The organism is Microvirga sp. 3-52, from assembly GCF_018383585.1.
Taxonomy (GTDB): domain Bacteria; phylum Pseudomonadota; class Alphaproteobacteria; order Rhizobiales; family Beijerinckiaceae; genus Microvirga.
The window spans coordinates 169971-196081 of sequence record NZ_JAHAMK010000004.1 but is presented as its reverse complement, the minus strand read 5'-3'; the positions used below and the strand labels follow the sequence as shown (position 1 = coordinate 196081).

General features: G+C 63.3%; 20 protein-coding genes. 5 read left to right on the top strand and 15 right to left on the bottom strand.

Going from position 1 to position 26111, the window contains the following annotated elements; genetic code table 11:
* Positions 1-58: 58 nt before the first annotated feature.
* The 4 genes from KHP60_RS05290 to KHP60_RS05275 are packed head-to-tail and all read right to left on the bottom strand — an operon-like array spanning position 59 to position 4611.
* On the bottom strand, positions 59-775 hold the full coding sequence (locus tag KHP60_RS05290; protein WP_213562520.1) for an ABC transporter ATP-binding protein: 717 nt from the start codon (positions 773-775) through the stop codon (positions 59-61).
* Positions 772-1548 carry an ABC transporter ATP-binding protein gene (locus tag KHP60_RS05285; protein WP_213562519.1) on the bottom strand — a complete coding sequence of 259 codons (777 nt, stop codon included), beginning with the start codon at positions 1546-1548 and terminating at the stop codon, positions 772-774. Before KHP60_RS05285 ends, KHP60_RS05290 begins: the two co-directional genes overlap by 4 nt.
* Positions 1545-3392 carry an ABC transporter permease gene (locus tag KHP60_RS05280; RefSeq protein WP_213562612.1) on the bottom strand — a complete coding sequence of 616 codons (1848 nt, stop codon included), beginning with the start codon at positions 3390-3392 and terminating at the stop codon, positions 1545-1547. The genes KHP60_RS05285 and KHP60_RS05280 overlap by 4 nt, the downstream gene beginning before the upstream one ends.
* Positions 3393-3405: 13 nt before the next feature.
* Positions 3406-4611 carry an ABC transporter substrate-binding protein gene (locus KHP60_RS05275; RefSeq protein WP_213562518.1) on the bottom strand — a complete coding sequence of 402 codons (1206 nt, stop codon included), beginning with the start codon at positions 4609-4611 and terminating at the stop codon, positions 3406-3408.
* Positions 4612-4767: 156 nt separating this feature from the next.
* Between KHP60_RS05275 and KHP60_RS05270 the strand changes: the two genes are divergently transcribed.
* The 4 genes from KHP60_RS05270 (at position 4768) to KHP60_RS05255 (ending at position 8186) form a co-directional block, all read left to right on the top strand.
* Positions 4768-5961 (top strand): amidase, encoded by a 1194-nt coding sequence (locus KHP60_RS05270; protein ID WP_213562517.1) that lies wholly within the window; start codon positions 4768-4770, stop codon positions 5959-5961.
* Between the two features lie 75 nt (positions 5962-6036).
* Positions 6037-6915, top strand: coding sequence for an SMP-30/gluconolactonase/LRE family protein (locus KHP60_RS05265; RefSeq protein WP_213562516.1), 879 nt, complete (start codon positions 6037-6039; stop codon positions 6913-6915).
* A gap of 5 nt (positions 6916-6920) precedes the next feature.
* Positions 6921-7922, top strand: coding sequence for an aldose epimerase family protein (locus tag KHP60_RS05260; RefSeq protein ID WP_213562515.1), 1002 nt, complete (start codon positions 6921-6923; stop codon positions 7920-7922).
* Positions 7923-8009: 87 nt separating this feature from the next.
* Positions 8010-8186, top strand: a complete 177-nt coding sequence (locus tag KHP60_RS05255; protein WP_213562514.1) for a hypothetical protein — start codon at positions 8010-8012, stop codon at positions 8184-8186.
* Positions 8187-8214: 28 nt separating this feature from the next.
* Here KHP60_RS05255 and KHP60_RS05250 read toward each other — a convergent pair whose 3' ends face one another.
* Positions 8215-10293 carry a M3 family metallopeptidase gene (locus KHP60_RS05250; RefSeq protein WP_213562513.1) on the bottom strand — a complete coding sequence of 693 codons (2079 nt, stop codon included), beginning with the start codon at positions 10291-10293 and terminating at the stop codon, positions 8215-8217.
* Between the two features lie 45 nt (positions 10294-10338).
* Complete coding sequence (locus tag KHP60_RS05245) at positions 10339-11130, bottom strand: dienelactone hydrolase family protein (RefSeq protein WP_249688521.1); 792 nt, start codon at positions 11128-11130, stop codon at positions 10339-10341.
* Positions 11131-11326: 196 nt separating this feature from the next.
* Here KHP60_RS05245 and KHP60_RS05240 point away from each other — a divergent pair, with 196 nt between their 5' ends.
* A complete protein-coding gene (locus tag KHP60_RS05240; protein WP_213562512.1) occupies positions 11327-13345 on the top strand; it encodes an AI-2E family transporter in 2019 nt (672 codons plus the stop codon).
* Positions 13346-13351: 6 nt separating this feature from the next.
* Here KHP60_RS05240 and KHP60_RS05235 read toward each other — a convergent pair whose 3' ends face one another.
* The 9 genes from KHP60_RS05235 to KHP60_RS05195 form a co-directional block, all read right to left on the bottom strand.
* The gene (locus KHP60_RS05235; RefSeq protein ID WP_213562511.1) at positions 13352-14335 is read right to left on the bottom strand and encodes a peptide ABC transporter ATP-binding protein; all 984 of its coding nucleotides are present in this window, start codon (positions 14333-14335) and stop codon (positions 13352-13354) included.
* Entirely contained in the window at positions 14332-15348 is a 1017-nt protein-coding gene (locus KHP60_RS05230; protein WP_213562510.1) for an ABC transporter ATP-binding protein, read from the bottom strand. The genes KHP60_RS05235 and KHP60_RS05230 overlap by 4 nt, the downstream gene beginning before the upstream one ends.
* 2 nt (positions 15349-15350) lie before the next feature.
* The gene (locus KHP60_RS05225) at positions 15351-16262 is read right to left on the bottom strand and encodes an ABC transporter permease subunit (RefSeq protein ID WP_213562509.1); all 912 of its coding nucleotides are present in this window, start codon (positions 16260-16262) and stop codon (positions 15351-15353) included.
* Positions 16259-17269 carry an ABC transporter permease subunit gene (locus KHP60_RS05220; RefSeq protein WP_213562508.1) on the bottom strand — a complete coding sequence of 337 codons (1011 nt, stop codon included), beginning with the start codon at positions 17267-17269 and terminating at the stop codon, positions 16259-16261. The genes KHP60_RS05225 and KHP60_RS05220 overlap by 4 nt, the downstream gene beginning before the upstream one ends.
* Positions 17270-17334: 65 nt before the next feature.
* Entirely contained in the window at positions 17335-18936 is a 1602-nt protein-coding gene (locus KHP60_RS05215) for an ABC transporter substrate-binding protein (protein WP_213562507.1), read from the bottom strand.
* Between the two features lie 244 nt (positions 18937-19180).
* Positions 19181-21097 (bottom strand): response regulator, encoded by a 1917-nt coding sequence (locus KHP60_RS05210; RefSeq protein ID WP_213562506.1) that lies wholly within the window; start codon positions 21095-21097, stop codon positions 19181-19183.
* Complete coding sequence (locus KHP60_RS05205) at positions 21094-22818, bottom strand: response regulator (RefSeq protein WP_213562505.1); 1725 nt, start codon at positions 22816-22818, stop codon at positions 21094-21096. Before KHP60_RS05205 ends, KHP60_RS05210 begins: the two co-directional genes overlap by 4 nt.
* Positions 22815-23891 carry a chemotaxis-specific protein-glutamate methyltransferase CheB gene (gene cheB / locus KHP60_RS05200; protein WP_213562504.1) on the bottom strand — a complete coding sequence of 359 codons (1077 nt, stop codon included), beginning with the start codon at positions 23889-23891 and terminating at the stop codon, positions 22815-22817. The genes KHP60_RS05205 and cheB overlap by 4 nt, the downstream gene beginning before the upstream one ends.
* A 10-nt stretch (positions 23892-23901) precedes the next feature.
* Complete coding sequence (locus KHP60_RS05195; protein WP_213562503.1) at positions 23902-26109, bottom strand: response regulator; 2208 nt, start codon at positions 26107-26109, stop codon at positions 23902-23904.
* Between the last annotated feature and the right edge of the window lie 2 nt (positions 26110-26111).

The window sequence follows — 26111 nt, the reverse complement described above, 5'->3', positions numbered from 1 at the left end:
GGGCGCCGGATGGGCTGCATATCGCCCTTCGAGCCTCTTCCGTCAACGCTTTAGCGCATCAAACCCCGAGGGTTTCCGCCCGCAAGGCTTCATCGGCCATAAGCTCGGCCATGGAGCCCTGGAACCGAATCTCGCCGCGCTCGATGACGCAGGCCCGGTCGCTGATGCCGGCGGCGAAAGCCCAGTTCTGCTCGGAGAGGAGCACGGCCACGCCTTCGGCCTTCATGGCCCGGATCGCCTCGGCCATCATCTGGACGATGACCGGGGCGATGCCCTCGGAGGGCTCGTCGAGCAGGATCGCGTCCGGGTTGCCCATGAGAGTGCGGGCGATGGAAAGCATCTGCTGCTCGCCGCCGGACATCTGGTTGCCGCGCCGTCCACGCATCTCGGCGAGGTTCGGGAAGAGCCGGAAGAGCCGCTCGGGCGTCCAGGGGGAACGGTCCGCTCCGGCCGGCCGGCGTCCCGTCTCCAAGTTCTCCTCGACGGTGAGATCGGTGAAGATGCGCCGGTCCTCCGGCACGTAGCCGAGCCCCAGGCGGGCGATCCTGTAGGTCGGAAGCCTGCCGAGGGAATGCCCCTTGAAGGTCGCATGGGTGGCGCTTGCGGAAATCAACCCCATGATGGCCTTCAAGGTCGTGGTCTTGCCGGCGCCGTTCCGGCCGACGAGCGCCACCACCTCGCCCGAACAAAGATGAAACGACAGGCCGAACAGCACCTGCGCCCGGCCATAGAAGGCGTTGAGGTTCCGGACATCGAGCAGCACGTCTCGTCTCATGCGGGGCTCAATCCTTTCGGCCGCTCCAGGGCATGCTCGTCGCCAAGGTAGGCCCGCCTCACTTGCGGATCCTGGCGGATCTCGTCTGGGGTCCCGGCGGCGATGATCTGGCCGCGCAGGAGCACGAGCACCCGGGCCGCATGGCCGAAGACCACATCCATGTCATGTTCGGTGAAGAGCACGCCGATCCCCTGCGAGGTGGCGATGGACCCGGTGAGATCCATCAGTTCCGCCCGCTCGCGCGGCGCCATGCCGGCAGTGGGCTCGTCCATGAGGAGGAGCTTGGGCTCTCCGGCCAGCGCGATGGCAAGCTCGACCCGCTTCACGTCGCCATAGGCCAGCGCGGAGCAGGGGACATCCGCCGCCTCCGCCATGCCCACCTGAGAAAGCAGCGCGACCGCTTTCTCGCGGTGGCGCTCCCGGGCCGGGGACCAGAGGCCGTTGCTTTGCCGGTGGCAGCTGATCAGCGCCATCTGCACATTCTCGGCTGCACTCATGGAGAGAAAGGTCTGCGCCACCTGAAATGTGCGTCCCACGCCGCGGCGAAAGCGCTTCTGCGGCGAGGCATGGGTGATATCATGGGCGTCGAGCAGAACCTGGCCCCGATCAGGTCTCAACTGGCCGCCGACCATATTGAACACGGTGGACTTGCCCGCTCCGTTGGGGCCGATGATGGCGAGCATCTCGCCACGCTCGACGGTGAAGTCCACGTCCCGGGCCGCCATCACGCCGCCGAAGGATTTGTGCAGGCCGGTCACGGCAAGAAGCGTCATGCGCGCTCCTCTCGCCAATATTGCACAGTGCCCACAAGGCCGCGCGGGAAGATCAGCACCATGGCGATAATGCTTAGGCCCAGTAGAAGCCGCCAGAGCGGCGTGAGCGGCATGATCAGATCGCGCAGGAAGTGCAGGACCGCAGCCCCGACGAGCGGACCTGCGACGGTCTGGATACCGCCCAGGAGAAGCATGGTGAGCGCATCGACAGAGGTCGAGATGCCGAGCAGGCTCGGATCCACCGAGCCGCGAGAGAAGGCATAGAGGCCGCCTGCCAGTCCGGCTGCGGCGCCTGAGATCATGAAGGCGAGCCAGCGGTGTTGGCGGACCTTCAGGCCAATCGCTTCCGCGCGGGCTTCCGAGTCGCGGGCCGCACGCAGGGCATAGCCGAACGGTGCGTCGATGATCCGCTTCAGAAGCAGCACCGCGACGAGCGTCAACGCGGCCGTCAGCAGGTAATAGGGCACCGGCCCGCCGGCCCAGCTCGACGGCCATACGCCGACGATGCCGTTGTCGCCGCCGGTCACGTCGACCCATTGGAAGGCAACCGCGTAGAGGATCTGGGCAGCAGCAAGCGTCATCATGGCGAGGTAGATGCCCGATAGGCGGACCACGAAGGCGCCAATCAGCGCAGCGCCCAAAGCTGCCAGCGTGAGTCCGAGTGGGAGGGCCGCCTCCATCGACATGTCGAGCCATTTCACGGCGAGGGCCGACCCATAAGCTCCGAGGCCGAAGAACGCGGCATGGCCGAAGCTCACGAGCCCGCCGACCCCGATGAGAAGCTGCAGGCTGAAGGCGAAGAGCGCGAAGATCAGGATCTCGGTCGCGACCTTCAGCAAGTACGCATCGGCCAGCAGCGGGAAACAGGCAAGCGCCGCCATGACGGCGAGCAGAATATAGGTCCTGCCGGGCAGAGGCTTGTGGCTGGCAATGCCCACGGCATGGGATCCGCCGACGATTTCGGCGCGCCCGAAGAGACCATAGGGTCGAATCGCCAGCACCACGGCCATGAGCAGGAACACCACGACGAGGGTGCTCTTGGGAAAGATCAGGATGCCGAATGCCTGCAACTGCCCGATGATGAGTGCTGCAAGAAATGCGCCAGGCACGCTGCCCATGCCGCCGACCACCGTGACGACGAAGGCCTCCGCGATAATGGACAGATCCATTCCGGTATTCGCCGAGACGCGCGGGATCTGGAGCGCGCCGCCGAGCCCGGCAAGGAATGCGCCGAGAAACAGCGTGCCCGTGAACAGCATCGCCTGATTGACACCGAGCGACGCCACCATGTCCCGATCCTGCGTCGCCGCGCGCACCAGCACGCCGAACCGCGTCTTGCGCAGGAGAAGCCACACGAGCCCGAGCACGATGGGGCCCGCCGCGATCAGCACGAGTTCGTAGGAAGGAAAGCGCCGCCCGAGAATCTCGACCGGCGCACGCAATCCCGGCGCACGCGGTCCGAGAATGTCCTCCGGCCCGAACACCTGCACCACGAGGTCCTGTACCACCAGCACGACGCCGAAGGTGGCAAGCAGCTGGAACAGTTCCGGCGCGCCGTAGATCCGGCGCAGAAGCAGGATTTCGATGATGACGCCGATGATGCCGACGATGAGCGCCGAGGCCAGGATTCCGGCCCAGAAGGTGACGGGCCCGAAGGAGAGTTCGAGCAGGCGCGGCACCAGGGTCGCGGCTGTGTAGGCGCCGATCATGTAGAGCGAACCGTGCGCGAAATTCACGATCCGCGTGACGCCGAAGACGATGGTCAGGCCGCAGGCGGTGATGAAAAGCGATGATGCGCTGGAGAGGCCGCTGAGGGCCTGAACGGCGAGGAAGGAGGGATCCAGCGCCAGCAACCCGCTAATCCTTCCGTACCGCCTTCACCTCAGCCTCGGTCGGCATGAACGATGTGCCGTCCTTGTAGGTCCAGTCCGTCATGCCGCCGGCAGCGCCTGTGAGCACGAGCTTGCCGACCCAGGCGCCCATGGTGGATTGGTTGTCGATGCCGCGCATGGTGACAGGACCGATGACGGTGTCGAACTTCGCATCCTCGAGCGCCTTGATGATCGCCTCGGTCTCCGTGGAGCCTGCACGGTCGATGGCATCGCGGATCATGTAGACGACCATGTAGCCGAGGAGCGAGCCGAGACGTGGCGTGTCATTGTATTTGGCGCGGTAGGCGTCGACGAAGGCCTTGTGCTTCGGCTCCTTGATCTCGTCCCAGGGATAGCCGGTCACGGTCCAGCCCTCGGGCACCTCGTCCTTCAGGGGCAGGAGCCATTCGGGCTCGCCGGTGAGGAGCGAGAGGACCGTCGCACCTTCGAAGAGGCCGCGGGTATTACCCTCGCGCACGAACTGGGTGAGGTCCGGGCCGAAGAGCACGTTGAAGATGCCGTCGGGTTTGGCCTGTTCGAGCGCCGAGACGGTGGCGCCCGCCTCGATCTTGCCGAGGGCCGGATACTGCTCGGTCACGATCTGCGCGCCGGGCACGCGCTCCTGGATTAGGCGCTTGAACGCCTGCGCGGCCGACTGGCCATATTCGTAATTGGGCGCCACGATGGCCCAGCGCCTCGCACCCGAAGCCTTCGCCTGATCGACCAGCATGCCCACCTGCATGGTGTTGTTGGGCCGGATGCGGAAGGTGTAGCGGTTGCCCTGCGCCATCGTGATGGCATCGGTCAGGGGCTCGGCGGCGATGTAGACGATCTTCTTCTGGTTGGCGAAATCCGCCATCGCGACGCCGACATTCGACAGGAACGAGCCGAAGAGCAGAACGGCGCCTTCGCGGGTCACGAGTTCGTCGGCCACACGGGTGGCGTCGCCCGTCGTGGCGCCGTCTTCGCGGGAGATGATCTCGATCTTGCGGCCGAGCACCCCGCCCTTGGCATTGATCTCGTCGAGGGCGAGCTGCCAGCCATTGCGATAGGGAACCGTGAAGGCGGCCTGCCGGGCGTAGGAATTGAGTTCGCCGATCTTGATCGGAGGCTGCTGCGCGTGCACCGCCGGCGCTCCGAGTGCGAGCGCTGCCCCAAGAGCCAGCGAGCGGATCGTCGAAAACTTCGCCATTGCGCGTTCCTTGCAAACGAGAACCTGCGTGGATTTAGGGCCAATCCTGGTCTGAAGAAAGCCTAAACTGCCAAGCTCTGCGAAATCCTGTCTTGCTTGTGCCAGGGAGGCAATGACACATTCGCCGCCTTCGTTCCTTAGAACCCGGCAGGCCCCATGCTCCTCGACCGCGACCCCGCCCATGCTTTCATGCCTTACCCGGCCGTTCCAGTCCCTCATGCCCCGAGCGGCCCGCTGTCGGGCCTGACTTTCGCCGCCAAGGATCTGTTCGACGTGGCGGGCTATCCGACGAGCGCGGGATCGCCTCACATGCTCGCCATGTCCGGCATCAAGACCCGGACGGCCCCCACGGTGCAGAAGCTTCTCGATTCGGGCGCCCGCCTCGTCGGCAAAACGATCACGGACGAGCTGGCCTTTTCCATGAGCGGCAAGAACGCCCATTTCGGCACCCCTGTGAACGGCGGTGCACCGGATCGCATTCCGGGGGGCTCGTCCTCGGGCTCGTCGGCGGCCGTCTCGAACGGGCTGTGCGATTTCGCGCTCGGCACCGATACGGGCGGGTCCGTAAGGGCGCCGGCCAACCATTGCGGCCTCTTCGGCATCCGTCCAACCCATGGCCGGGTCAGCCTCGAAGGGTGCCATGATCTTGCGCCCTCCTTCGACACCTGCGGATATTTCACCCGCGACGGCGCCACTTTCATCCGGGTCGGCGAGGTGCTGCTCGGCCCGGACAGCGCTCCCCTGCCGCAGAGCCCCCGGGTGCTCCTGGCGCAGGATGCCTTTGCCCTTCTCCACATGGAGGTGCGGGAGGCGCTTGCCCCGGCGCTGCGCCAGGCGGAGGCCGTGCTGGGCGGGCCTGAGCCTATCGAGGTGGCGGCGGAAGGCTTCACGGCCCTTTACTGGACGATGCGCTACATCCAGAGTCGCGAGGCCTGGACGGTCGATGGGCCGATGATCGAGCGCTACCATCCTCCTCTTGGCCCCGGTGTGGCCGACCGGTTCGAGTTCTCGAAGGCGGTGACGGATTCCCAAGTGACGGAAGCCCAGGTGATTCGGGCGGCTTTCCGCAAGCGGTTCAGCGCGCTCCTCGCCGATGACGCAGTGCTGATCCTGCCGACCATGCCCGACATCGCGCCGCTCCTTTCGCAGAGTGATGAGGCCTTGAACGATTATCGCAACAACGCCTTGAACCTGCTCTGCCTATCGGTCCTGTCGGGCCTGCCTCAGGTTTCGATTCCTCTGGCTTCCCGATCGGGCGCGCCGTTGGGGCTGTCGCTCATGGGACCGGCCGGGTCCGATATGAGCCTTGTCGCCTTGGCGCAGCGAATTGCTGACGGCGCTGCCGCCTGACGGGACCCATCCCGCCTGGCCGGAGTTACCGGCAGGAGCGAGGGAGCACCAAACCGCCTCACAAGGGGAAGAGACATGACACATCCAGCCGTTCATCCGGAAACCCCCCATGTGGCGGTGGCGAGCGCCTGCATCCTGGGCGAAGGACCCGTCTGGGATCATCGCTCGAACACGCTCTTCTGGGTCGACATCAAGAAACCGGGCATCTGGCGCTACCATCCGGAGACCAAGGAGCATTTCCGGGTCGATGCGCCCGAGCGGGTGGGCTTCATTGCTTTGACACCCGATCAAGACGTAGTCGTCGCCGGCTTCAAGTCGGGCCTTGGCCGCTTCAACCTCAAGTCAGGCGAGGTGCAGCCCATCGTGTCTCCGGACAGGGACAAGCCGAACAACCGGATCAACGACGGCCATGTGGGACCGGACCGGGCCATCTATTTCGGCACCATGGACGATGAGGAGAAAGAGGGCTCGGGTGCTTTCTGGCGCTGGGACGGCAAGGAGCTGACCCAGTTCCATTCCGGCATCATCGTCACCAACGGACCGGCCTTCAGCCCGGACGGGCAGAGGCTTTACGCAACCGATACGATTGATGGGACGGTCTATGTTCTGGACGCTCAAGGAGGCCAGATCGGCAAGCCGCGCCCATTCGTCCGCTTCGAAGAGGGGTGGGCTCATCCGGACGGCATGGCAGTCGATGCGGAGGGTTATGTCTGGGTCTGCCACTGGGGCGCTTCGCGCATCACCCGCTTCGCGCCGGACGGTTCGGTCGAACGCATCGTGCCGGTTCCTACGGCCCAGGTGACGAAATGCGCCTTCGGCGGGCCCGACCTCACCACGCTCTACATCACCACGGCGGCCATCGGCCGCGATCCGCATATCGACGTGATGGCAGGCCATCTCTTCAAGGTCGAGACCGACGTTCGCGGCCTGCAGGCCCATATTTTCGAGGGGTAGGGATCATGACCATCGAGCGTTTCGGAACCCTCAATGGGCAGGACGTGCTGCAGGTCTCCCTGAAGGGGCCGGACGGCATGACGATGCAGGTTCTCACCTGGGGCGCCGTGGTGCGGGATTTGGCCGTGCCGCTGGCCGGTGGCCCACAGCGGGTGGTGCTGGGTCTGAATTCCATTGAGGACTACGTCGCCCATTCCCCTTATTTCGGCGCCATCGTCGGACGCTATGGCAACCGCATCGGGAGGGCGCAATTCACCCTGAGCGGCGAGACCTGCCGGCTCGATGCCAACGAGGGCGAGAATCAGCTCCACGGAGGCAGCAAGGGCTTCGGCACGCGCCTATGGAGCATCGTCGACCACACGTCTTCCAGTGTAACCCTGAGCTTGGTGTCCGAGGACGGCGACATGGGCTATCCGGGCCGCCTCGTGGCAACGTGCACCTATACGCTCCTGCCGTCGTGTCGCCTTTGGATCGAGCTCGAGGCGACGGCCGACAAGCCGACGCCGGTCAATCTCACCACCCATGGCTATTTCAACCTCGACGGAAGTCCCGACATTTCCTCTCACGAACTGACGATCGCAGGCGACTTCATCACGCCGACCCGGCCCGATCTTATTCCCACGGGCGAGATCACGGCCGTTGCCGGCACCGACTACGATTTCACAGCGCCGCGGCCAATCCATGGGGCACAGCATACCCTCTACGACATCAATTACGTCCTGCGCGGACCCTATGGCGAGCTTCGCCACGCGGCGACATTGGCGTCACGCCAGAACGGTCTCACCATGGAGCTGTGGACCACGGAGCCGGGCGTTCAGTTCTACGACGGGCACCTGATCGACATGCCGGTCCAGGGCTTGGGAGGCGCCCAGTATGGACGGCACGGTGGGCTTTGCCTGGAGCCGCAGCGCTTCCCCGACAGCCCCAATAAAGCCCATTTTCCATCGTCTATCCTGCCGCCCGGGCAGGTTTCCCGGCAGGTCAGCGAGCTCCGGTTCTCCCGCTGAGCGAGGGAACTTTGATTTTGTGGAATTGTTCTTCTTTGTAGGCGTTGCGTTTCCGGTCAAACACGAACCAAAAAGGGATAGTTCCCCATGCCGGTGCTCGATGCGAAAGCCCTGGAGATCGATCCGAAAGGAGCGGCTTTCCTGAAGAGCGTTTTGCGTCCTATGCCCGTGCCGCAGGCTCCTCCCAAGGAAGCTTCGCGGATCGTCAAAATTCGGTTCTACGCCCTGAAACGGTCGAGGGAACTCGCGACCGGGGCGGCGTGACGGGCCTTTTCAGGCCCGCCAGCTTCTTTCACGCATCTTCAACCACAGCCACCAATCCACGCTTGGCGAGAAGCGCGTCCGCAGTCGGCAGGCGTCCGCGGAAGGCCGTATAGGCTTCGGCCGGATCGCGCAGGTTGCCGGCTGAGTAGATGAAGCGCTTCAGCTTGTCCGCCATGTCCTTGTTGAAACCATCGCCTGTCTCTTCGAAAGCCGTGAAGGCATCCGCGTCCAGCACCTCGGACCAGAGATAGCTGTAATAGCCCGACGAATAGCCATCGCCGGAAAACACATGCGTGAAATGCGGCGTGCGGTGGCGCATGATGATCTCGCGCGGCATGCCGATCGTCCTCAGGGTTTCCGCCTCGAAAGCCGACACGTCGAGAGTGCCTGAATCCTTGCGACGGTGAAGCGCCAGATCGACGAAGGCTGAAGACAGATATTCGACCGTCGCGAAGCCCTGGTTGAAATTGCGCGCAGCCATCAGGCGTTCGAGCAACTCTTCCGGAATCGGTTCGCCGGTCCGGTAATGGGTCGCGTATCGACGCAGGATATCTGGCTGCGACAGCCAGTGCTCATAGAGCTGCGAGGGAAGCTCCACGAAATCCGTCGATACGGCCGTGCCGGCAAGCAGCGGATAGGTCACGTTCGAGAGCAGGCCGTGCAGCCCGTGGCCGAACTCATGGAACAGCGTGCGCGCATCGTCGAAGCTCAGGAGCGATGGTTCGCCCGCGGCACCCTTGGCGAAGTTCATCACGTTGACGATGATCGGACGAACATCGCCTGTGAGCTTTTCCTGCGAGCGGAAGGCGCTCATCCACGCGCCGCTGCGCTTGGATGAGCGCGCGAAATAATCGCCGATGAAGGTGCCAATATGAGTGTCGTCCGCATCCATCACCTGCCAGGCACGGATGTCGGGGTGATAGCGCGGAAAATCCTCCAATTCCTTGAAGCTGAGGCCGAAGAGCCGGTGCGCCGTCTCGAACGAAGCCTCGATGATCCGATCGAGCTGGAAATACGGCTTGATGGTCGCCTCGTCGAGATTATGACGCGCCATGCGGACCTGGTCGGCATAATAGCGCCAGTCCCACGGCTCGATGACGATGTTGTCGCCGATCAACTGTGCCTGGGCCTGCAGATCGTCGCGCTCCTCCCTAGCGCGGGCGATGGCCGGAGCCCAGATGTCGTTCAGGAGTTTCTGCACGTTGTCCGGTGTCTTGGCCATCGTGTCGGCGAGCTTGAAATCGGCGAACGTCTCATAGCCGAGAAGTTTCGCCCGCTCGGCACGCAACGCCGCCGTTTCGGCGATGATCGCCTTGTTGTCGGCCGCATTGCCATTGTCGCCGCGCGCTGCCCAGGCCTTGAAAGCCTGCTCGCGCAGGTCGCGCCGCCTGGAGAATTGCAGGAAAGGCTCGATGCTGGAGCGGGAGAGGGTGATCACATACTTGCCCTTCAGCCCGTGCTCGTCGGCTGCTTGTGCCGCCGCCTCGCGCAGGAAGGAGGGCAGACCTTCGAGATCCGCTTCGCCGTCGAGAACGAGCTGGTAGGATTTCTCGTCCGCCAGCACGTTCTGCGAGAACTGCGTGCCAAGGGTCGCCAGCCTTTCGGTAATTGCGGCGAGACGCTTCTTTTCGTCCGGTCCGAGCTTCGCACCGGCGCGCACGAAAATAGTGTGGTAGCGGTCGAGGACGCGAGCCTGCTCAGAGGAAAGGCCGAGACTGTCGCGCTTCTCGTAGAGCGCAGCCACGCGCTTGTAGAGTGCCTCGTTCATGAAGATGCTGTTGCGGTGCTTGGCAAGGATCGGCGCCATTTCGCGCTCGACGGCCTGAATCGCATCGTTGGTGTGCGAGCCGGCAAGATTGAAGAACACGCCGCCGACCTTCTTCAGCGTCTGACCGCTCTTTTCCAGTGACTCGATGGTGTTGACGAAGGTCGGCTCCTCCGCATTGTCGGCAATGGCCGCGATCTGCGCCTGCTGCTCGGCGCGCGCCGTACCGAAGGCGGGCTTGTAATGCTCCGGTGCGATGCTCTCGAACGGCGGAAGGCCGAAAGGCGTGGTCCAGGTTGTAAGAAGAGGGTTGCCTGCGAGAGCTGCGTCTGAAGCCGTCATGATCGCTCCTGCCCGATGATTGAGGAGTTGCAAGTTTTAGTCGTCTCAGCCGCCCACGGGAAGAGCCCTTGACCCTGTTGAAGCCCCCGCGCCCGCTAGGTGTCGCTGCAGGAAGTCCAGGGATCGGGCCGTTGCATCGTCTTCCGCCGGACCTCTGAAGCCGTGCCCCTGTCCGGGATAGACCTTGATTTCATGCGGCACGCTCTGCTGGCGCAGCAGCGCCTCGATCGCATAGGCGTTCGCCACCGGCACGATGGGATCGGCCGAGCCGTGCAGGACCAGGGTCGGCGGCAGCTTGGACGTGGTGGCGATGGCTCCCTGCGGCAGCGGCCCGAAGTAATTCACCAGGGCTTTTACGCGCGGATCCGTGCTCGCGACCGCAAGACCCAACGCTGCGCCGAGGGAGATGCCGATGATGCCGACCCGCATCGGGTCGGCCCCCGGATGACCCGATGCGAAGGCGAGTGCATCCTGGACCGTGCCCATCCAGGGCATGAAGTTCTGGAAGAGGGTGCCGAAGGATGCCCGCCTCTCGCCGGTGCGGTCGAGATAATGAACGAGGTGAACCTGGTAGCCGGCTGCCGCGACATCGCGAGCGCCTTCGCGGTACTGGGTATTGTAGCTCAGGCCGTCCGCTCCATGCAGCATGAGAATTGCTGGACGGGATGCGGAGCCAGGCGTCTGGAATGTTTCGACGGCAATCGCCTTGCCTCCACTTCTGAAGCTGTTTCGTTGGATAGTGACGGGCATAGCGTTCGGCTTGTCCTGCTGGGCATGGGCGGCTGAAGAGGCAGCAAGGGCTGCACCGATCAGGAGGTTGCGTCTGGTGATCGACATGAGGGCTGGGGCGTAAAGGCGAGACTACCGGGATTTCTGGCAAATGGGATCGGCTTTGCCGCGCTTGCAGATGGCAAAAGGTCCCAGCTTTTCTCGTACAGATAAGCTTCCTGCTACGCTCAAGGATCGTTTGGCCTTTGGAGGCGTTGTTTGCAGGCCGGCGAGATCGTCTCGCGGCCCAGCAGAGATTGACCGTATGCGCCCTGCACCATCTCCCGTTCCGCCCCCGGAGACGGAAATTCAGCCTCCCGGTGTTCCCGGCCTCTCCGGGTTGCTGACTCTGGCCGTGGCGGTCGTCGTGCTGGCTGCCCTCTATGTGGGGCAGGACGTATTCCTGCCGGTCGTGCTCGCCATCCTCCTGGCCTTCGTGCTCGCGCCTTTCGTCGACGTGATGCGCAGATGGCACATGGGCCGCGTGCCGGCCGTCATCATTGCGGTGCTCGTCGCCTTGGGCATCATCCTGTCTCTCGGCACCATCATAGGTTTCCAGCTCGCCGGCCTCGCCTCTGACATTCCCCGCTATCAGACCACCATCGAGAGCAAGGTCGGTTCCCTCAGGGAGGGGACGCTCGGAAAGCTGCCGGCACTCCTGAAGGATTTTGGCCGCCGCTTCGATAAGGCCGTCGCCGAACCGCCGCCGGAGCAGCAGGCGCCGGCATCTCCCAGCGTCGCCGCGCCTCCGGCCGCCGAGGAGACGGGCCCGCTGCCTGTGGAGGTCCATGAGCCGGAACCGACCCCGGCCCAGATGGCCAGAGACTTCCTTCTGCCCCTGCTTGAGCCGCTGGCGACCACGGGCATCGTATTCGTGGTTCTGGTCTTCATCCTCATGCAGCGGGAGGATCTGCGCGATCGCATGATCCGCCTGTTCGGCGCCAGCGACCTTCATCGGACCACGGCTGCCATGGACGATGCGGCGCGCCGGCTCAGCCGGTACTTCTTGACCCAGCTTGCCCTGAATGCCTCCTTCGGCGTCGTGGCTGCCATTGGCTTATGGCTGATCGGCGTGCCAAGCCCCATCCTGTGGGGGGTGTTCGCCGCACTGATGCGCTTCGTGCCCTATATCGGCTCCTTCGTGGCAGCTCTGCCGCCGATCCTGCTCGCCGCCGCTGTCGATCCGGGTTGGTCGATGGCGCTCATGACACTGGCGCTGTTCCTCATCGGCGAGCCGCTGATGGGGCATGTGGTCGAGCCGATCGTGTATGGGCAGAGCACGGGCCTGTCGCCCTTCGCGGTTGTCATCTCGGCGATCTTCTGGACCTGGCTCTGGGGGCCCGTGGGCCTGCTCATCGCGACACCCCTGACACTCTGCCTGGTGGTGCTGGGCCGACATGTGGAGCGGCTCGAATTTTTGGATGTGCTGCTCGGCGACCGGCCCGCATTGACGCCGGCCGAGAATCTCTATCAGCGCATGCTCGCCGGCGATCCGGACGAGGCACTGGAATCGGCGGAAGTCCTGCTCAAGGAGCGTTCGCTCACATCCTATTACGACGAAGTTGCTTTGAGGGGGCTTCAGCTTGCCGCCAACGATGCGACTCGCGGCGTCCTCACCAAGCTCCAGCTCGAACAGGTCAAGGATGTGATCCGGGCATTGGTGCAGGATCTCGGCAGTCACGACGATGTGGAACCTCACCCGCACGAGACCAAGGACGAACCCATCGCGGCTCCCGCCAGCGAAAAACCTGCCAATAAAGAACCGGCGGTGACACGGCCGATGCCGCAGGAAACCAATATTCCCGAACCCTGGAGAGCGGAAGGGGCGATTCTGTGCGTCGCTGGCCGCGGCCCGCTGGATGAGGCCGCATCGGAGATGCTGGCGCAGCTTCTGAGCAAGCATGGGCTGGGCACCCGGGTTATTCCGCATGCGGCCGTGTCGCGACGGGAGATCTTCAATCTCGACATGTCCGGGGTGCAGATGGTGTGCATCAGCTACCTGGAGATCAGCGGCACGCCGGCGCATCTGCGCTATCTGCTGCGCCGGCTGAAGCAGAAGGCGAAGGCGCCGACCCTGGTCGGCCTCTGGCCTGCGGAGGATGCAGTTCTGAAGAGCGAGACGATGCGGGCGACGCTCGGCGCCAATTACTATGTCTCGTCCTTGAGGGATGCGGTGGTGCAGTGCCTGAAGGTAGCAACCGGGGAGGAGAAGCTTCCGGAACCGGCCAATACACCGGCCGTCGAAGAGGCAACGGCAGCCAAGCGACTGCCGTTGCCGGCTTGATCCGGCTTAAGCTGCTGCCTCCTTGAGGAAGTTCTCGGCGTAGTGGCACGCAACCTGACGGCCGTCGAGTTCCCGTAACTGCGGGCGCTCCACCTTGCAGCGCTCGGTCACATAGGGACAGCGGGTCGAGAACACGCAGCCTTTCGGCGGGTTGAGAGGAGAGGGCAGTTCGCCTTTCAGCACGATGCGCTTGCGCCTTACGCCGGTGATGCCGGGCGTGGAAGAGAGAAGCGCCTGCGTATAGGGATGCAGCGGACGGGCATAGATCCTGTCCTTCGGACCGTGCTCGACCGCATGGCCGAGATACATGACGAGCACGTCATGGGCGATGTGCCTGACCACGCCGAGATCGTGTGAGATGAAGAGATAGGCAAGCCCCATCTCCTGCTGCAGATCGGCGAGAAGGTTGAGCACCTGAGCCTGGATCGACACGTCGAGTGCCGAGACAGGCTCGTCCGCCACGACGAGCTTCGGCGAGAGCATGAGCGCGCGGGCGATGGCGATGCGCTGGCGCTGTCCGCCCGAGAACATGTGCGGATAGCGGTTGTAGTGCTCCGGCCGCAATCCCACCTTCGCCATCATCGCCCGGGCGCGCTCGGTGCGCTCCGAAGAGGACAGCTTGGTGTTGATGGCGAGCGGTTCTTCCAGGATGGTGCCCACTTTCTTGCGTGGGTTGAGCGAGCCGTACGGATTCTGGAACACCAGCTGCACCATGCGGCGCAGCTCCTTGGCATAGTTCGACGGCGGATTGACCGCATCGATGCCATCGAGGGAGAGCGAGCCTTCCGTCGGTTTCTCGATGAGCGTCACCATGCGCGCAAGCGTGGACTTGCCGCAGCCGGATTCACCCACGACGGCGAGCGTCTTGCCGGGCTCGATGGCAAAGGAAATGCCACCGACGGCCTGCAGATGGCCCGGTTCCTTGAACAGGCCGCGTTTGACCTTGTAGACCTGCTTCAGGCCTTTGGCTTCGACAACGGGAGCGCTCACGACGCAGCCTCCGTTCCAATGGGGTGATCGTGCTTTATTTCGGCATTCCGGTTCGGATCGCCGAGCGGATAATGGCAGCGGATATGGCCGCCTGCCCAGGGGCGCAGGTCAGGGCGCACACTGCGCGAATGCTCCGTGGCATAGGCGCAGCGAGGACTGAACAGGCAGCCTTTCGGGCGATCGTAGAGGCCGGGAACCACACCGGGGATCGTCGCGAGGCGTCCCCCTTCGCTGCGCTCCGGGAGAGCGGCGAGCAGAGCCGCCGTGTAGGGATGCTGCGGCGAGGCGAAGAGATCCGTCGCGGAACGCTCCTCCATGATCTGGCCCGCGTACATCACCATCACGCGCTTTGCGGTGTCGGCGACAACGCCCATGTTGTGAGTGATCATGACGAGGCCCATGTTGCGCTCCTTCTGGAGGGTCATGAGCAGATCGAGGATCTGCGCCTGGATCGTGACGTCGAGAGCGGTGGTGGGCTCGTCCGCGATCAGCAGCTTCGGATTGCAGGCAATCGCCATCGCGATCATCACACGCTGGTTCATGCCGCCCGACATCTGATGCGGATAGGCGGACAGGCGGCTTTCCGGCGAGGGTATGCCGACCTGTTCCAGGAGCTCGACGGCCCGGCGGCGCGCAGCCTTACGATCCATGCCCTCATGCAGGCGCAGAGACTCGGTGAGCTGGAAACCAATGGTGAAGGACGGGTTCAAACTCGTCATCGGCTCCTGGAAGATCATCGCGACGTCCTTGCCCGTGAGCTTGCGTCGCTCCTTGTCGGAGATCGTCAGGAGGTCACGGCCGTTGAAGGTGAGCTTGTCAGCCCTCACGCGGCCGGGAAAGGGAATGAGGCCCATGAGGGCCAGCATCGTGACGCTCTTGCCGGAGCCTGACTCGCCCACGACGCCGAGAACCTCGCCTTCGTCGAGCTTGAGGCTCACACCATCCACGGCACGCATGATGCCGCCTTGAGTTGGGAATTCGACCGACAGATTTTCAATTTCGACTAGAGCCATGATCAGCGCTTCAGTTTAGGATCGAGGGCGTCGCGAAGACCGTCGCCCAGAAGATTGAAGGCAAGCACCGTGATGAGGATGGCGAGACCCGGGAAGGTCACGACCCACCAGGCGCGAAGCACGAATTCGCGGGCATCGGCCAACATGGTGCCCCATTCCGGAGACGGAGGCTGCGCGCCGAGGCCGAGGAAGCCGAGCGCGGCAGCATCCAGAATCGCGGTCGAGATGCCGAGGGATGCCTGCACGATCAGGGGAGCGGTGCAGTTCGGCAGCACTTCCTTGAACATCAGTCGCGTCGTGCCGGCGCCGCTCACGCGGGCCGCCGTCACGTAATCCTTCGAGGTTTCGGTGATCACCGCCGCGCGGGCGAGGCGCACGTAATGCGGCAGGATCACGAGGGCTACCGCCAGCATCGCATTCATCAGGCCTGGACCGAGCACCGCCACGATCACGATGGCAAGCAGGAGGCTGGGCAGAGTGAGGACGATATCCATCAGGCGCATGATGAAGATCTCGGTCAGGCCACGGAAGAAGCCAGCCACGAGACCGAGCACGGTGCCGATAGCGATCGAGATGGTCACCACCACGATACCGATGAGCAGCGACAGCCGGGCGCCGTAGATCAGACGGGACAGAATATCGCGTCCGATAGGATCGGTGCCGAGCGGATAGGCAATCGAGCCGCCTTCCTGCCAGAACGGCGGCTTGAGCGCGATGGCAGTGTTCGTGACATTGGGGTCATGAGGGGCGATCACATCGGCCAGCAATGCGACGAGCACCACGGCAACAATGATCACGAGCCCGGCGACGGCGCCATGGTTGGCGCTGAAATAGCCCCAGAACTCGCGGAGCGGATGGGGCGGGGTGGCCGTCGGCACCGCGACAGCCGGAGCTTCCATGGTTTCGGTGGTCATCGGGTATGCCTGATGCGAGGATTGATGAGCCCGTAGGCAAGATCGACGAGAAGGTTCACGCCCATCACGACGACCCCGAGTAGAAGGGCGCCGCCCTGCAGCACGGGATAGTCGCGGCGGAAGATGGCATCGATGAGCCATTTGCCGACGCCCGGCCAGGAAAAGATGGTTTCCGTGAGGATCGCGCCGGTGAACAGCACGCCCACCTGCAGACCGATCACCGTCACGACCGGGATGAGGGCGTTGCGCAGGGCATGCAGGGCCACGATACGGAACCGTGAAAGGCCCTTGGCCTTAGCGGTGCGGATGTAGTCCTCTCCGAGCACTTCCAGCATCGCCGAGCGGGTCATGCGGGCGATCACGGCCAAGGGCACCGTGCCGAGCACGATGGTGGGCAGGATCAGGTGCCTGATGGCCGACCAGAAGGCCTCCGGCTCATCGGACAGGAGCGTATCGATCAGCAGGAAGCCGGTGATCGGTTCGATGTAGTACAGCACGTCGATGCGGCCGGAGACGGGCGTCAGGTCGAACTGCACAGAAAACAACAGGATGAGGATCAGGCCCCACCAGAAGATCGGCATGGAGTAACCGGCGAGCGAGATGCCCATGACTCCATGGTCGAAGATCGAGTTTCGCTTGATCGCAGCGATGATCCCGGCCGGAAGACCGAGAAAGAGCGCAAAGATGATGGCGCAAAGAGCCAGCTCGATCGTGGCCGGGAACAGCGCCGAGAACTCGTTCAGCACCGGCTCCTGCGTGATCATCGACTTGCCCAGATCTCCCTGGAGCACGCGGGCCAGATAAATCCCGTACTGAACGATGATCGGCTTGTCGAAGCCATATTCCTTGCGGAGCTGCTCGTGGCGGGCGGGATCGATGCCACGCTCGCCTGCGAGGGTTTCGATGGGATCGCCTGGTACCAGGCGGATCAGGAAGAAGGCCAGCAATGTGATCCCGATGAAGGTCGGGATGATCAGGCTGACGCGCGTTAAAATGAATCTGAGCATCGTCTGAACGTAAAAAGGCGGAGCGGCTTTTTTGAGCCGCTCCGCCGTAGGTTGAAGGGATTAGCTTATTTGCCCTTGATGTCCACGCCGTAGAAGGTGTGGCGACCGAAAGGCGAGAGCTTGAAATCCACGACTTCCTTGCGGACCGGCTTCAGCTGCACGGCGTGAGCAATCGTGAACCAGGGAGCCTGCTCTTTGAAGATCTTCTGAGCTTCTTGGTAGAGCTTGGTGCGCTCGGCCTGATCGGTCACGACCTTCGCCTTCGTGACGAGATCGTCGAACGGCTTGTGGCAGAACTTGGCGATGTTCGAGCCGGAGGCGCTCTGCGCCGAGGCGCAGCCCAGCAGGGTATGCAGGAAGTTGTCCGGATCGCCGTTGTCGCCTGTCCATCCCAGCTGAGCCATCTGGTGCTCGCCGGCCTGAGCCCGCTTGCGGTACTCACCCCACTCGAAGCTCTTGATCTCGGCCTTCACGCCAATCTTGGCGAGATCGGCCTGCATGAGCTCGGCAATGCGGCGCGCATTCGGGTTGTAGGGACGCTGAACCGGCATGGCCCAGAGGTCCGTCTCGAGACCATTCGGGTAGCCAGCTTCCGCCAGAAGCTTCTTGGCCGCTTCGGGGTTGTACTCGTCTTCCTTCACGGAGTCGTTGTACGACCACATGGAGGGCGGGATCGGGTTCTTGGCAGGTACGCCCGAGCCGAGGAACACGGCATCGACGATGGCCTTCTTGTTCATGGCCATGTTGAAGGCCTTGCGGACGCGCACATCGTCGAAGGGCTTCTTCGTGGTCTGGTAGGCAAGGTAGCCGATGTTCAGGCCGGCCTGCTCCATGAGCGTGACGTTCGGATCCTTCTTGATGGCCTCGATGTCAGCCGGGTTCGGATACGGCATGACATGGCATTCGCCCTTCTGGAGCTTCGCCCAGCGGACTGAGGCATCCGGGGTGATGGCGAACACGAGATCGTCGATCTTCGCCTTGCCGCCCCAATATTCAGGGAAGGCCTTGAAGCGGACGATGGCGTCCTTCTGGTAGTTGACGAGGGTGAACGGGCCCGAGCCGATCGGATCCTGGTCGATCTTCTCCGGGGTGCCGGCCTTCAGCATGGCGTCGGCATATTCCTTCGACTGGACGCCGGCCCACTGCATGGCGAGGTTCGACAGGAAGGGAGCTTCAGGCTGATTGAGGGTGATGCGGACGGTGTACTCGTCGACCTTTTCCACCGACTTCAGCAGCTTGGGCATGCCCATGTCCGTGAAGTAGGAGTGGTTCGGGCTCGTGACCTTGAAGTAAGGATTGTCTTCCTTCCACTGGCGCTCAAGCATGAACACGATGTCGTCTGCGTTCACGTTGCGGGTCGGCTTGAAGGCCTTGTTGGAGTGGAACTTCGCGTTCTTGCGGATATGGAAGGTGTAGACCGTGCCGTCAGCGGAGATGTCCCATTTCTCGGCGAGGCCGGGAACAACCTGCGTGCCGCCGCGCTCGAAGTCCACGATGTTGTCGTAGATGTGCTCGTTCACGTCGAACGAGGTGCCGGTGGTGTTGATGCCGGGATAGAAGTTCTCCGGGCTGCCCTCGGAGCAGTAAACGAGGGTCTTGGCGGCCAGCGGAGCGGCGGCCAGGAAAGCCGGAACGCAGATGGCTGCGAAAAGGGCTGATTTTTTCATTACCTAGGTCCTCTGAGACGGCTCTACTCGTGGCCGTTCTGTGACGGAGTTAAGGTGCGAAGCCCCGATAATGTCAATCTATCCATGCAACAATGGATAATTTTTAAAAGAAATTTACCATTTTCTGCCTGCGCGCCAGCCAGAATCGGCGGGCCGAAGGGTCAATTTTCCGCGATTCCGGACGGTTTCTGGCCAAAGTCGCCTAAAGAGCTCTTGTCAACAATCGGCCGCCAGGGAGGCATTGTCAGGTGGAAGAATTCCGATCCCGGCCGCGACGAGCCGCCTCGGTGACCTTCAAAGACAGATCGGTGCGGCTGAAGGGCTTGTGGAGCATCAGATAACCCTCCGGCAGCCGCTTCGGATCGGCATATCCGGTCACGAGCAGGACGCCGAGATTGGGTCTTGCCTCTCTGGCCTTATCGGCCAAGTCGGTTCCCGTCATGCCGGGCATCGCAAAATCGGCGATGAGGAGTTCGACCTGATCGTCCGCCTTCAGGATGTCGAGGGCTGACGATCCGTCTGCCGCCTCCACGACTCGATGTCCCATCTCGGTGAGATAAGCGGCCGTCACGGTTCTCACTTCCGCATCGTCATCGACGAGAAGGATGCGCACCTTGGGCGCGTTCGGCGCGATCGCCTGCTCCTCATGCGGACTGTCCTCCCGCTCAACGGCTGCACGGGACAGGTAAAGCTCAACGGTCGTGCCTACTCCGACCGTGCTGTGGATGGTCACGGTGCCACCGGATTGTTGAGCCAGCCCATAGACCATGGGCAACCCGAGTCCGGTACCCTTGCCAACCTCCTTGGTGGTGAAGAAGGGCTCGAGCACCCTCGCCAGAACCTCCGGTGGAATGCCGCTGCCTGTATCTGCGACAGAGATCACCACGTACTCACCACCGCTCAATTCCGTAATCCGACCCTCTTCCACCGTCTCGTTGCGGGTCGAGAGAGTAAGGATCCCGTTCTCTGCCATAGCGTCGCGGGCATTGATGCACAGGTTGAGGATGGCGAGTTCGAGCTGATCCGGGTCGACCATGGCCGTCCACAAGCCATCATGAAGATGCCGCTCGATCCGCATGACGCCACCAAGCGTACGCGTCAGCAGGTCGTTCATGCCGGTGATGACTTGGTTCACGTCTACCGCCTGCAGTCGCAGGTCGCGCTGGCGGCTGAAGCTCAGGAGACGCTGGGTTAGGGAGGCGCCGCGCTCCGCCGCATAGGTGGCGTTCTGCAACAGTCGCGTCAGCCGGGGATCGTCAGGCGCGCGGCGCGAGGCGAGGTCCAGACTACCAAGAACGGCCATCAACAGGTTGTTGAAGTCGTGGGCGACGCCCCCAGCGAGGGTCCCTAGGGCCTGCATCTTGTCCGCCTGCCGCAGGCGCATCTCCATCAGCTTGCGCTCGGTGATGTCGCGCTCGATGGTGGCGAGGTTCGTAACGGTTCCTGCCTCATCGAGGATTGGGATATGGTTGATGAGGAACCACTGGGTCGTACCGTCGGGCGAGGTCCGCTCCTCGATCACCTCGTCGGGCGCGCGCGCCGCAATAGCCCGGCGCTCCGCCTCCTCGATCATATTAGCCCGTTCCGGCGAGACATAGTCCCGTTCCTTGCGGCCCAGGCAATCTTCCGATCTGCAGCCGAGGCTTCGCGCCTTGCTGGCGTTCAGGCGGACGAAGTGGCCGTCCAGATCCTTGAACGAGATCAGATCGCCCGTGCTTTCCATTAGGCCGCGCAAAAGCGCGCGTTCCGTGTCGAGCTTGCGGGCCAGCATGCGCCGCTGGTAGGCTGCGGCCACCATGTTGGAGAGGGCGGCCGGATCCCAGGGTTTCGGAACGTAGGCCATGATGCGGCCCTTGTTGACCGCTCCAATCACGGCCTTGAGATCCGCATAGCCGGTGAGAAGGATCGCATCGGCATCGGTCTCGTGGCGGGCCTTGGCCAGGAACTCGTCGCCCTGCATCTCGGGCATGCGCTGATCCGAGATGATGATGGCGATGTCAGGCTCCTGCCGGATGATGTCGAGCGCCTGGACCGGGGACGAGGCCGTCAGAACCCGGTAGTCGTTCTCGAACAGATCCTCGAGCGCGATTAGGATGTCCGGTTCGTCATCGACGACCAGGATCGTACCATTGGTTGAAGTCATCTCGCTCGACAAGGTCATGAAACAATATGCCTCGGGATCGTGATGGTGAAGGTAGCGCCCCCCAGGGCACCTGAATCCACCGTAATCGATCCTTTATGGGCCTGGACGACGCTATAAGCGATGGCCAGTCCAAGTCCAGTTCCAGACCCGACGGGCTTGGTGGTGAAGAACGGTTCGAAGATGCGTTCCCGCAATTCCCCTGGAATTCCCGGTCCTGTATCGCTGATCTTGATGGTATAGGTTGTCTCGTCGCTGGCAGTTTCAATGTCTATGCCGCCGGTACCCTTGATCGCATCGGCAGCGTTGCCGACGATGTTCATGACCACCTGGTTCAAAAGGGCTGGCGAGCAGTAGAGGTCTGGGACGGCGTTGTAATGGCGGCGCACGTCGATCCGGGTGCCGAGCTTATGGCCAAGGAGGGCCAGTACGGTCTCAATGGATTCCGGCACATTGACCGTCTGAAAGTCGCCTTCGTCAAGTCGTGAAAAGCGTCTCAGATTGAGAACAAGTTCCTGAATCCGTGCAAGGCCGAGCTTCATCGCACCGACACGATCGCGCGATTTCTGCACCTGCCGCTCGAGCCCTGCCTCTGGTGGAAGTTTCGCGGCGATCTCGGCGAGCAATTTATCCACGGTCCCCTGGTGCGCCTGAATAAAGGCGAGGGGATTGTTGATTTCATGGGCGATACCGGCCACCAATTCGCCAAGAGACGCCATCTTGGCCGCCTGGACGAGTTGGGCCTGAGTGCCTTTCAAGAGGTCGTTGGCCTCTGCCAGTTCGCTGTTGGCCTTGGCCAACGCCTCCGCCGAGGCAGCCTCTGCCCGGGCTTTGGCGAGAGCCAGTTCCTGCTCGCGCAGCTCCGCCTCGATACGCCAGTTCTCGTCCTGCATGAGCTTACGCCGGACGAGCGCGCGAATGCGCACGCGCATGACGTCGGCCTCGATCGTGGAGGGGACGATATCGTCCACACCCGCGGCAAAGGCGCGTGCAAGCATGTCACCGCCCTCCTCATTGCCCAGGCCGACAATGGCAAAGCTTGGAGCATCCGTACCTGGCAGGGGCGCGAGCCCGCGATAGAGGTTCAGCTGCCGGCACAGCTCAATGCCGTCGAAGTCCGGGCTGAGCAGATTGATCAGGACGCAGTCCCAGTTGGCATCCGGCGAGCGGACTTGCCGGAGAGCTTCTGCCGGTTCCGAGACCGGCGTCACCGCATAACCTTCATGGGCCAGCAGGTTCTGGAGATAGGTGCGGCGTGTGGGACTGTCGTCCACGATCAGGATGCAGGCCCGGCGGAAGGTGCCGAAGCTTGGGGATTGCCGCTCTTCCTTGGCGTCGCCGATCGGGGACGAGCGACGGCGTAGCAGCGCCTGGATCCGCAGAATGATCAGCTCCTGCTCGGCGGATTTGGAGATGTAGGCATCTGCGCCGCTTTCCAGTCCCTGGCGCTCGACCGCACGCTCCCGCGCTTCCGTCAGCATGATCACCGGAAGCGCCCGCGTCCGCACGTTGAGGCGCATCTGGCGGGTCAGTTCGTCCCCGTTCATGCCGGGCAGGTGGTAATCGGCGATGACGAGGTCCGGCAGCTTTTCATTCAGGCTGTCGAGGGCGGCCTCCGCCGTGGAGCGCCACGAGACGCTGAAGCCGTTCGTCTCCAGCATATAACGCAACTGGAGGGCCTGGGTCTCTGAATCCTCGACCAGGAGGATCTCGGCGGCCTGTGCAACGGAGGCCCCGCTCATTGGCCGTCTCCCTGCGTCAGCCTCAAGATCCGGGGCGCAATCAGGTCAAGGGGCAGGCTGACATTGACGCCGCCCATCCGGGCTGCAGCCGCCGGCATGCCATAGACGACGGCGGTGCTTTCATCCTCTGCCAGTCCATACCCCCCGGCCTGGCGCATCTCGACGAGACCCTGCGCCCCATCCTCGCCCATGCCGGTGAGAATGACCCCGAGCCCCCTCCGGCCCGCCGAACGGGCAATTGACTGGAACAGCATGGTGGCAGAAGGCCGCTGATTGCCTATGGGAGGTTCGGCGCTCACCTTCAAGGTGCCCGCAGGAGAAAGCAGCAGGTGCCGGTCGCCGGGAGCGACATAGACATTCCCGGCAGCCGGGATCTCTTGATCCTGCGCCAAGCGTACTTTCAAGGGCATTAGTCCGTTCAGCCAGGAGGCGAAGCCCTCCATGAATGGGGCCCCCATGTGCTGAACGAGGAGGATCGGTATCGGGAAGTCATCCGGAAGGGCTCCCAGGACCTTGGCAAGGGCGGGCGGCCCTCCCGTGGAGGCGGCGATGCCCATGATGCTCGGGCGTGTTGCGCTCCATTCCGGATCAAGCCTCGGCTCTGTGCTTGTCGTCTTCTCGCGCCATGGCGCAAACGAGCGCTGCCGGACCACCGGCACTTGGCTCATGATGTAGAGCTGGGTGCAGATGGTGCTCGCGATCCCAGCATAGTTGGTGCTGGAGAGGCCGACAGGCTTTTCCACCACCGTGAGCGCACCCGCCCGGAGCGCATTCATGGATATCTTGAGCGAGGAATCCTCGATGCTGTCGGCTATGACGACGATGGGCGTCGGGTGCTCCGACATGATCCGGCGTGTCGCTTCGAGCCCGTCCATTCCGGGAAGTCGTATATCCATGGACACGACGTCCGGTTGTACCCGGCCGATTTCACGGAGCGCCTCCTCCGCCGAGCTGACGGCGGCTGCGACCACAAGGCGCGGATCGCTGGCGATGATATGGACGAGCAGCTGACGGACGACAAGGGAATCCTCGACGACCATCACACGGACCCGCGGCTGTGGCGCCATACTCATCGCCGGAAACTCACAACATCTGCCCGATCGTTGCCAAGAGTTCGCGCTGATCGAACTTCTGCTTCGTAATATAGGCGCTCGCGCCCAGATCGAGACCCTTGCGTACATCCTCCGGGTCGGCGCGCGAAGTCATGAGGATCACGGGAAGGGTGGACAGCCGTGGGTCGTTCTTGATCGCCTGCAGCAGGCCAAAGCCGTCCATGCGCGGCATTTCCACATCGGCAATGACGAGATCGACGATAGCCTCGCCCGAGCGCAGCGCGTGAAGGGCGTCGATGCCGTCGACGCTGAGGAGAACCTCGTAACCCTGTGCCTCCAGAATACTCTTCTCAAGGGTGCGGGTCGTGATGGAATCATCGACCACGAGAATGGTCTTCGCACGACGTTCCTCCTCGGGAGCCCATCGGGTGAGGCCCAGGCCCCCGGCCGCGAGCTTGCCTTCGTTCTTTACCCAGTGCTCGACCAACTTGTCCGGGCTTAGCACGAGAGCCGGCAACTCGTTTTCTAGAAGAACGGTGCCCGAAATCAGCTCGCTCAGGCCGATCGCCTGGACATCGCTGACAAGCATTGTGCGAACATCGTGGAACGCATTGACCGCGAGCGCACAGGTGCGGGAACCATGACGGATGACCACGGCCTTCACGTGTCCTGCCTCGGTGGGGAGGGGGGCATTCGGGGATCCTGTCAGGGCTGCGAGGGCGACGACTGGAACGATAACGTCCTCCCCCCCAATCTCGATCCGTACAGTCGGACGGCCTTCCACGCTTTCCAGAGTACTGGCAGGCAGCCGTAGGAGACGATCCACTGCATGGGATGGTAGGCCAAACGTCCGCTCCTCGGCTTCCAGCAGCAGCAGCGACTGGCGCGCCGCCGTGAAAGGCACGTTCAGCAGAATCTCTGTTCCATGTGGATAACGCGGCCGCAGCAGAACCGAACCCTGCAGCTTGCGAACCGCTTCCGCGACGACGGAAAGTCCCATGCCGCGGCCCGACAGCCGGTCGACTTCGCCAGCCGTCGAGAAGCCGGGGGCGAAGACGAGGGACAGCAGCTGATCCATCATCGGCGGGACATGACCTGCATCTCGCGACTGCAGCAGCCCGCGTTCGACGGCGACCTGCTCGATGCGCGCCAGATTGGGGCCGCGTCCGTCGTCACGGACGCTGATGGCCAGACGTGCGCCACGGGAGGCCAATTCCAGGGTTACCTCGGCCCGCTCGGGCTTGCCCCTGGCGATGCGCTCCTCCGGCGGTTCGGCACCGTGGCTCACCGCATTGCGGAGAAGGTGCATCACGGGGTCCTTCAGGGCCTGAAGCACTTGCCGGTCCACCTGGATATCGAGACCGATGCTGCGCACCTCTACGTCGCGTCCGGCTTTGCGCGCGATCTCGCGCACCATATGGCCGAAGCCGCCGAAAACCGTCTCTGCCGACACGAGGGATACGCGGTCAATGCTGTCGCGCACCTGGCGTGCCGCCTGCTCGATGGACCAGCTCGATTGCCTTCTGTCGCGGGACAGGGCGGACAGCCTACGAAACAGCGCTTTCAAGCCCTGGTCGAAATCGCGTAGGCGCGGGGCAAAGGATGGGACGTCGCGGCCCTGTGGCCTTTGTGCTGCGGAACTCAGGGCGCTCACCTGCGCATGCAGCTGATCCCAGCTTCTCCCCAAGCCGCGAATCTCCAGCTCGATCTGCCGCAACGTGTCGTCGATCCCTTCGTCCGCCTGCAGCTCCGCCAGGAGCTGGTACATGGAATCGGACAAATCCTCCATCTGCTCGGCAGCAACGCGGAGATAGGGACCTGTACCGGTATCGGTCGGCGCGGACGCATCCGCCTTCGGATCAGCTGGTTCCAGTTCAGGCGCCGCAGGCTCCGACGCCGAGGCTGGAGACATCTGCGCTTCCGGCGGCTTCAGGACATCTGCGACAAGATCTTCGATCAGGTCGAGATTCTGCCGCACCACTGCGATGGCGGGGTCGTCCAGGGCTTGTTGCCCCTCAAGCACTTGGGAGAAGAGTGCTTCGAGCTGGTGCGCAACTTCCTCGACCGCTGGCAGGTCCACGGCACGGGCGGCACCCTTCAGGCTGTGTGCCCGGCGAAAAATATCCGTCAGATCAACCCCGCCCCCGCCCGCATGATCGAGAGCAGTCCGAATCGCCTGAAGATGCTCGCGATGCTCCGCATCGAAGGCTGCTAGCAGCTGCTTGCGAATATCCGTCACGA

Excerpts from the sequence above, each read along its gene's own strand:
- KHP60_RS05290 (WP_213562520.1), bottom strand. The coding sequence starts at position 775 with ATGAGACGAGACGTGCTGCTCGATGTCCGGAACCTCAACGCCTTCTAT.
- KHP60_RS05285 (WP_213562519.1), bottom strand. The coding sequence starts at position 1,548 with ATGACGCTTCTTGCCGTGACCGGCCTGCACAAATCCTTCGGCGGCGTG.
- KHP60_RS05275 (WP_213562518.1), bottom strand. The coding sequence starts at position 4,611 with ATGGCGAAGTTTTCGACGATCCGCTCGCTGGCTCTTGGGGCAGCGCTC.
- KHP60_RS05270 (WP_213562517.1), top strand. The coding sequence starts at position 4,768 with ATGCTCCTCGACCGCGACCCCGCCCATGCTTTCATGCCTTACCCGGCC.
- KHP60_RS05265 (WP_213562516.1), top strand. The coding sequence starts at position 6,037 with ATGACACATCCAGCCGTTCATCCGGAAACCCCCCATGTGGCGGTGGCG.
- KHP60_RS05260 (WP_213562515.1), top strand. The coding sequence starts at position 6,921 with ATGACCATCGAGCGTTTCGGAACCCTCAATGGGCAGGACGTGCTGCAG.
- KHP60_RS05255 (WP_213562514.1), top strand. The coding sequence starts at position 8,010 with ATGCCGGTGCTCGATGCGAAAGCCCTGGAGATCGATCCGAAAGGAGCG.
- KHP60_RS05250 (WP_213562513.1), bottom strand. The coding sequence starts at position 10,293 with ATGACGGCTTCAGACGCAGCTCTCGCAGGCAACCCTCTTCTTACAACC.
- KHP60_RS05245 (WP_249688521.1), bottom strand. The coding sequence starts at position 11,130 with ATGTCGATCACCAGACGCAACCTCCTGATCGGTGCAGCCCTTGCTGCC.
- KHP60_RS05240 (WP_213562512.1), top strand. The coding sequence starts at position 11,327 with ATGCGCCCTGCACCATCTCCCGTTCCGCCCCCGGAGACGGAAATTCAG.
- KHP60_RS05230 (WP_213562510.1), bottom strand. The coding sequence starts at position 15,348 with ATGGCTCTAGTCGAAATTGAAAATCTGTCGGTCGAATTCCCAACTCAA.
- KHP60_RS05225 (WP_213562509.1), bottom strand. The coding sequence starts at position 16,262 with ATGACCACCGAAACCATGGAAGCTCCGGCTGTCGCGGTGCCGACGGCC.
- KHP60_RS05220 (WP_213562508.1), bottom strand. The coding sequence starts at position 17,269 with ATGCTCAGATTCATTTTAACGCGCGTCAGCCTGATCATCCCGACCTTC.
- KHP60_RS05215 (WP_213562507.1), bottom strand. The coding sequence starts at position 18,936 with ATGAAAAAATCAGCCCTTTTCGCAGCCATCTGCGTTCCGGCTTTCCTG.
- KHP60_RS05210 (WP_213562506.1), bottom strand. The coding sequence starts at position 21,097 with ATGACCTTGTCGAGCGAGATGACTTCAACCAATGGTACGATCCTGGTC.
- KHP60_RS05205 (WP_213562505.1), bottom strand. The coding sequence starts at position 22,818 with ATGAGCGGGGCCTCCGTTGCACAGGCCGCCGAGATCCTCCTGGTCGAG.
- cheB (WP_213562504.1), bottom strand. The coding sequence starts at position 23,891 with ATGAGTATGGCGCCACAGCCGCGGGTCCGTGTGATGGTCGTCGAGGAT.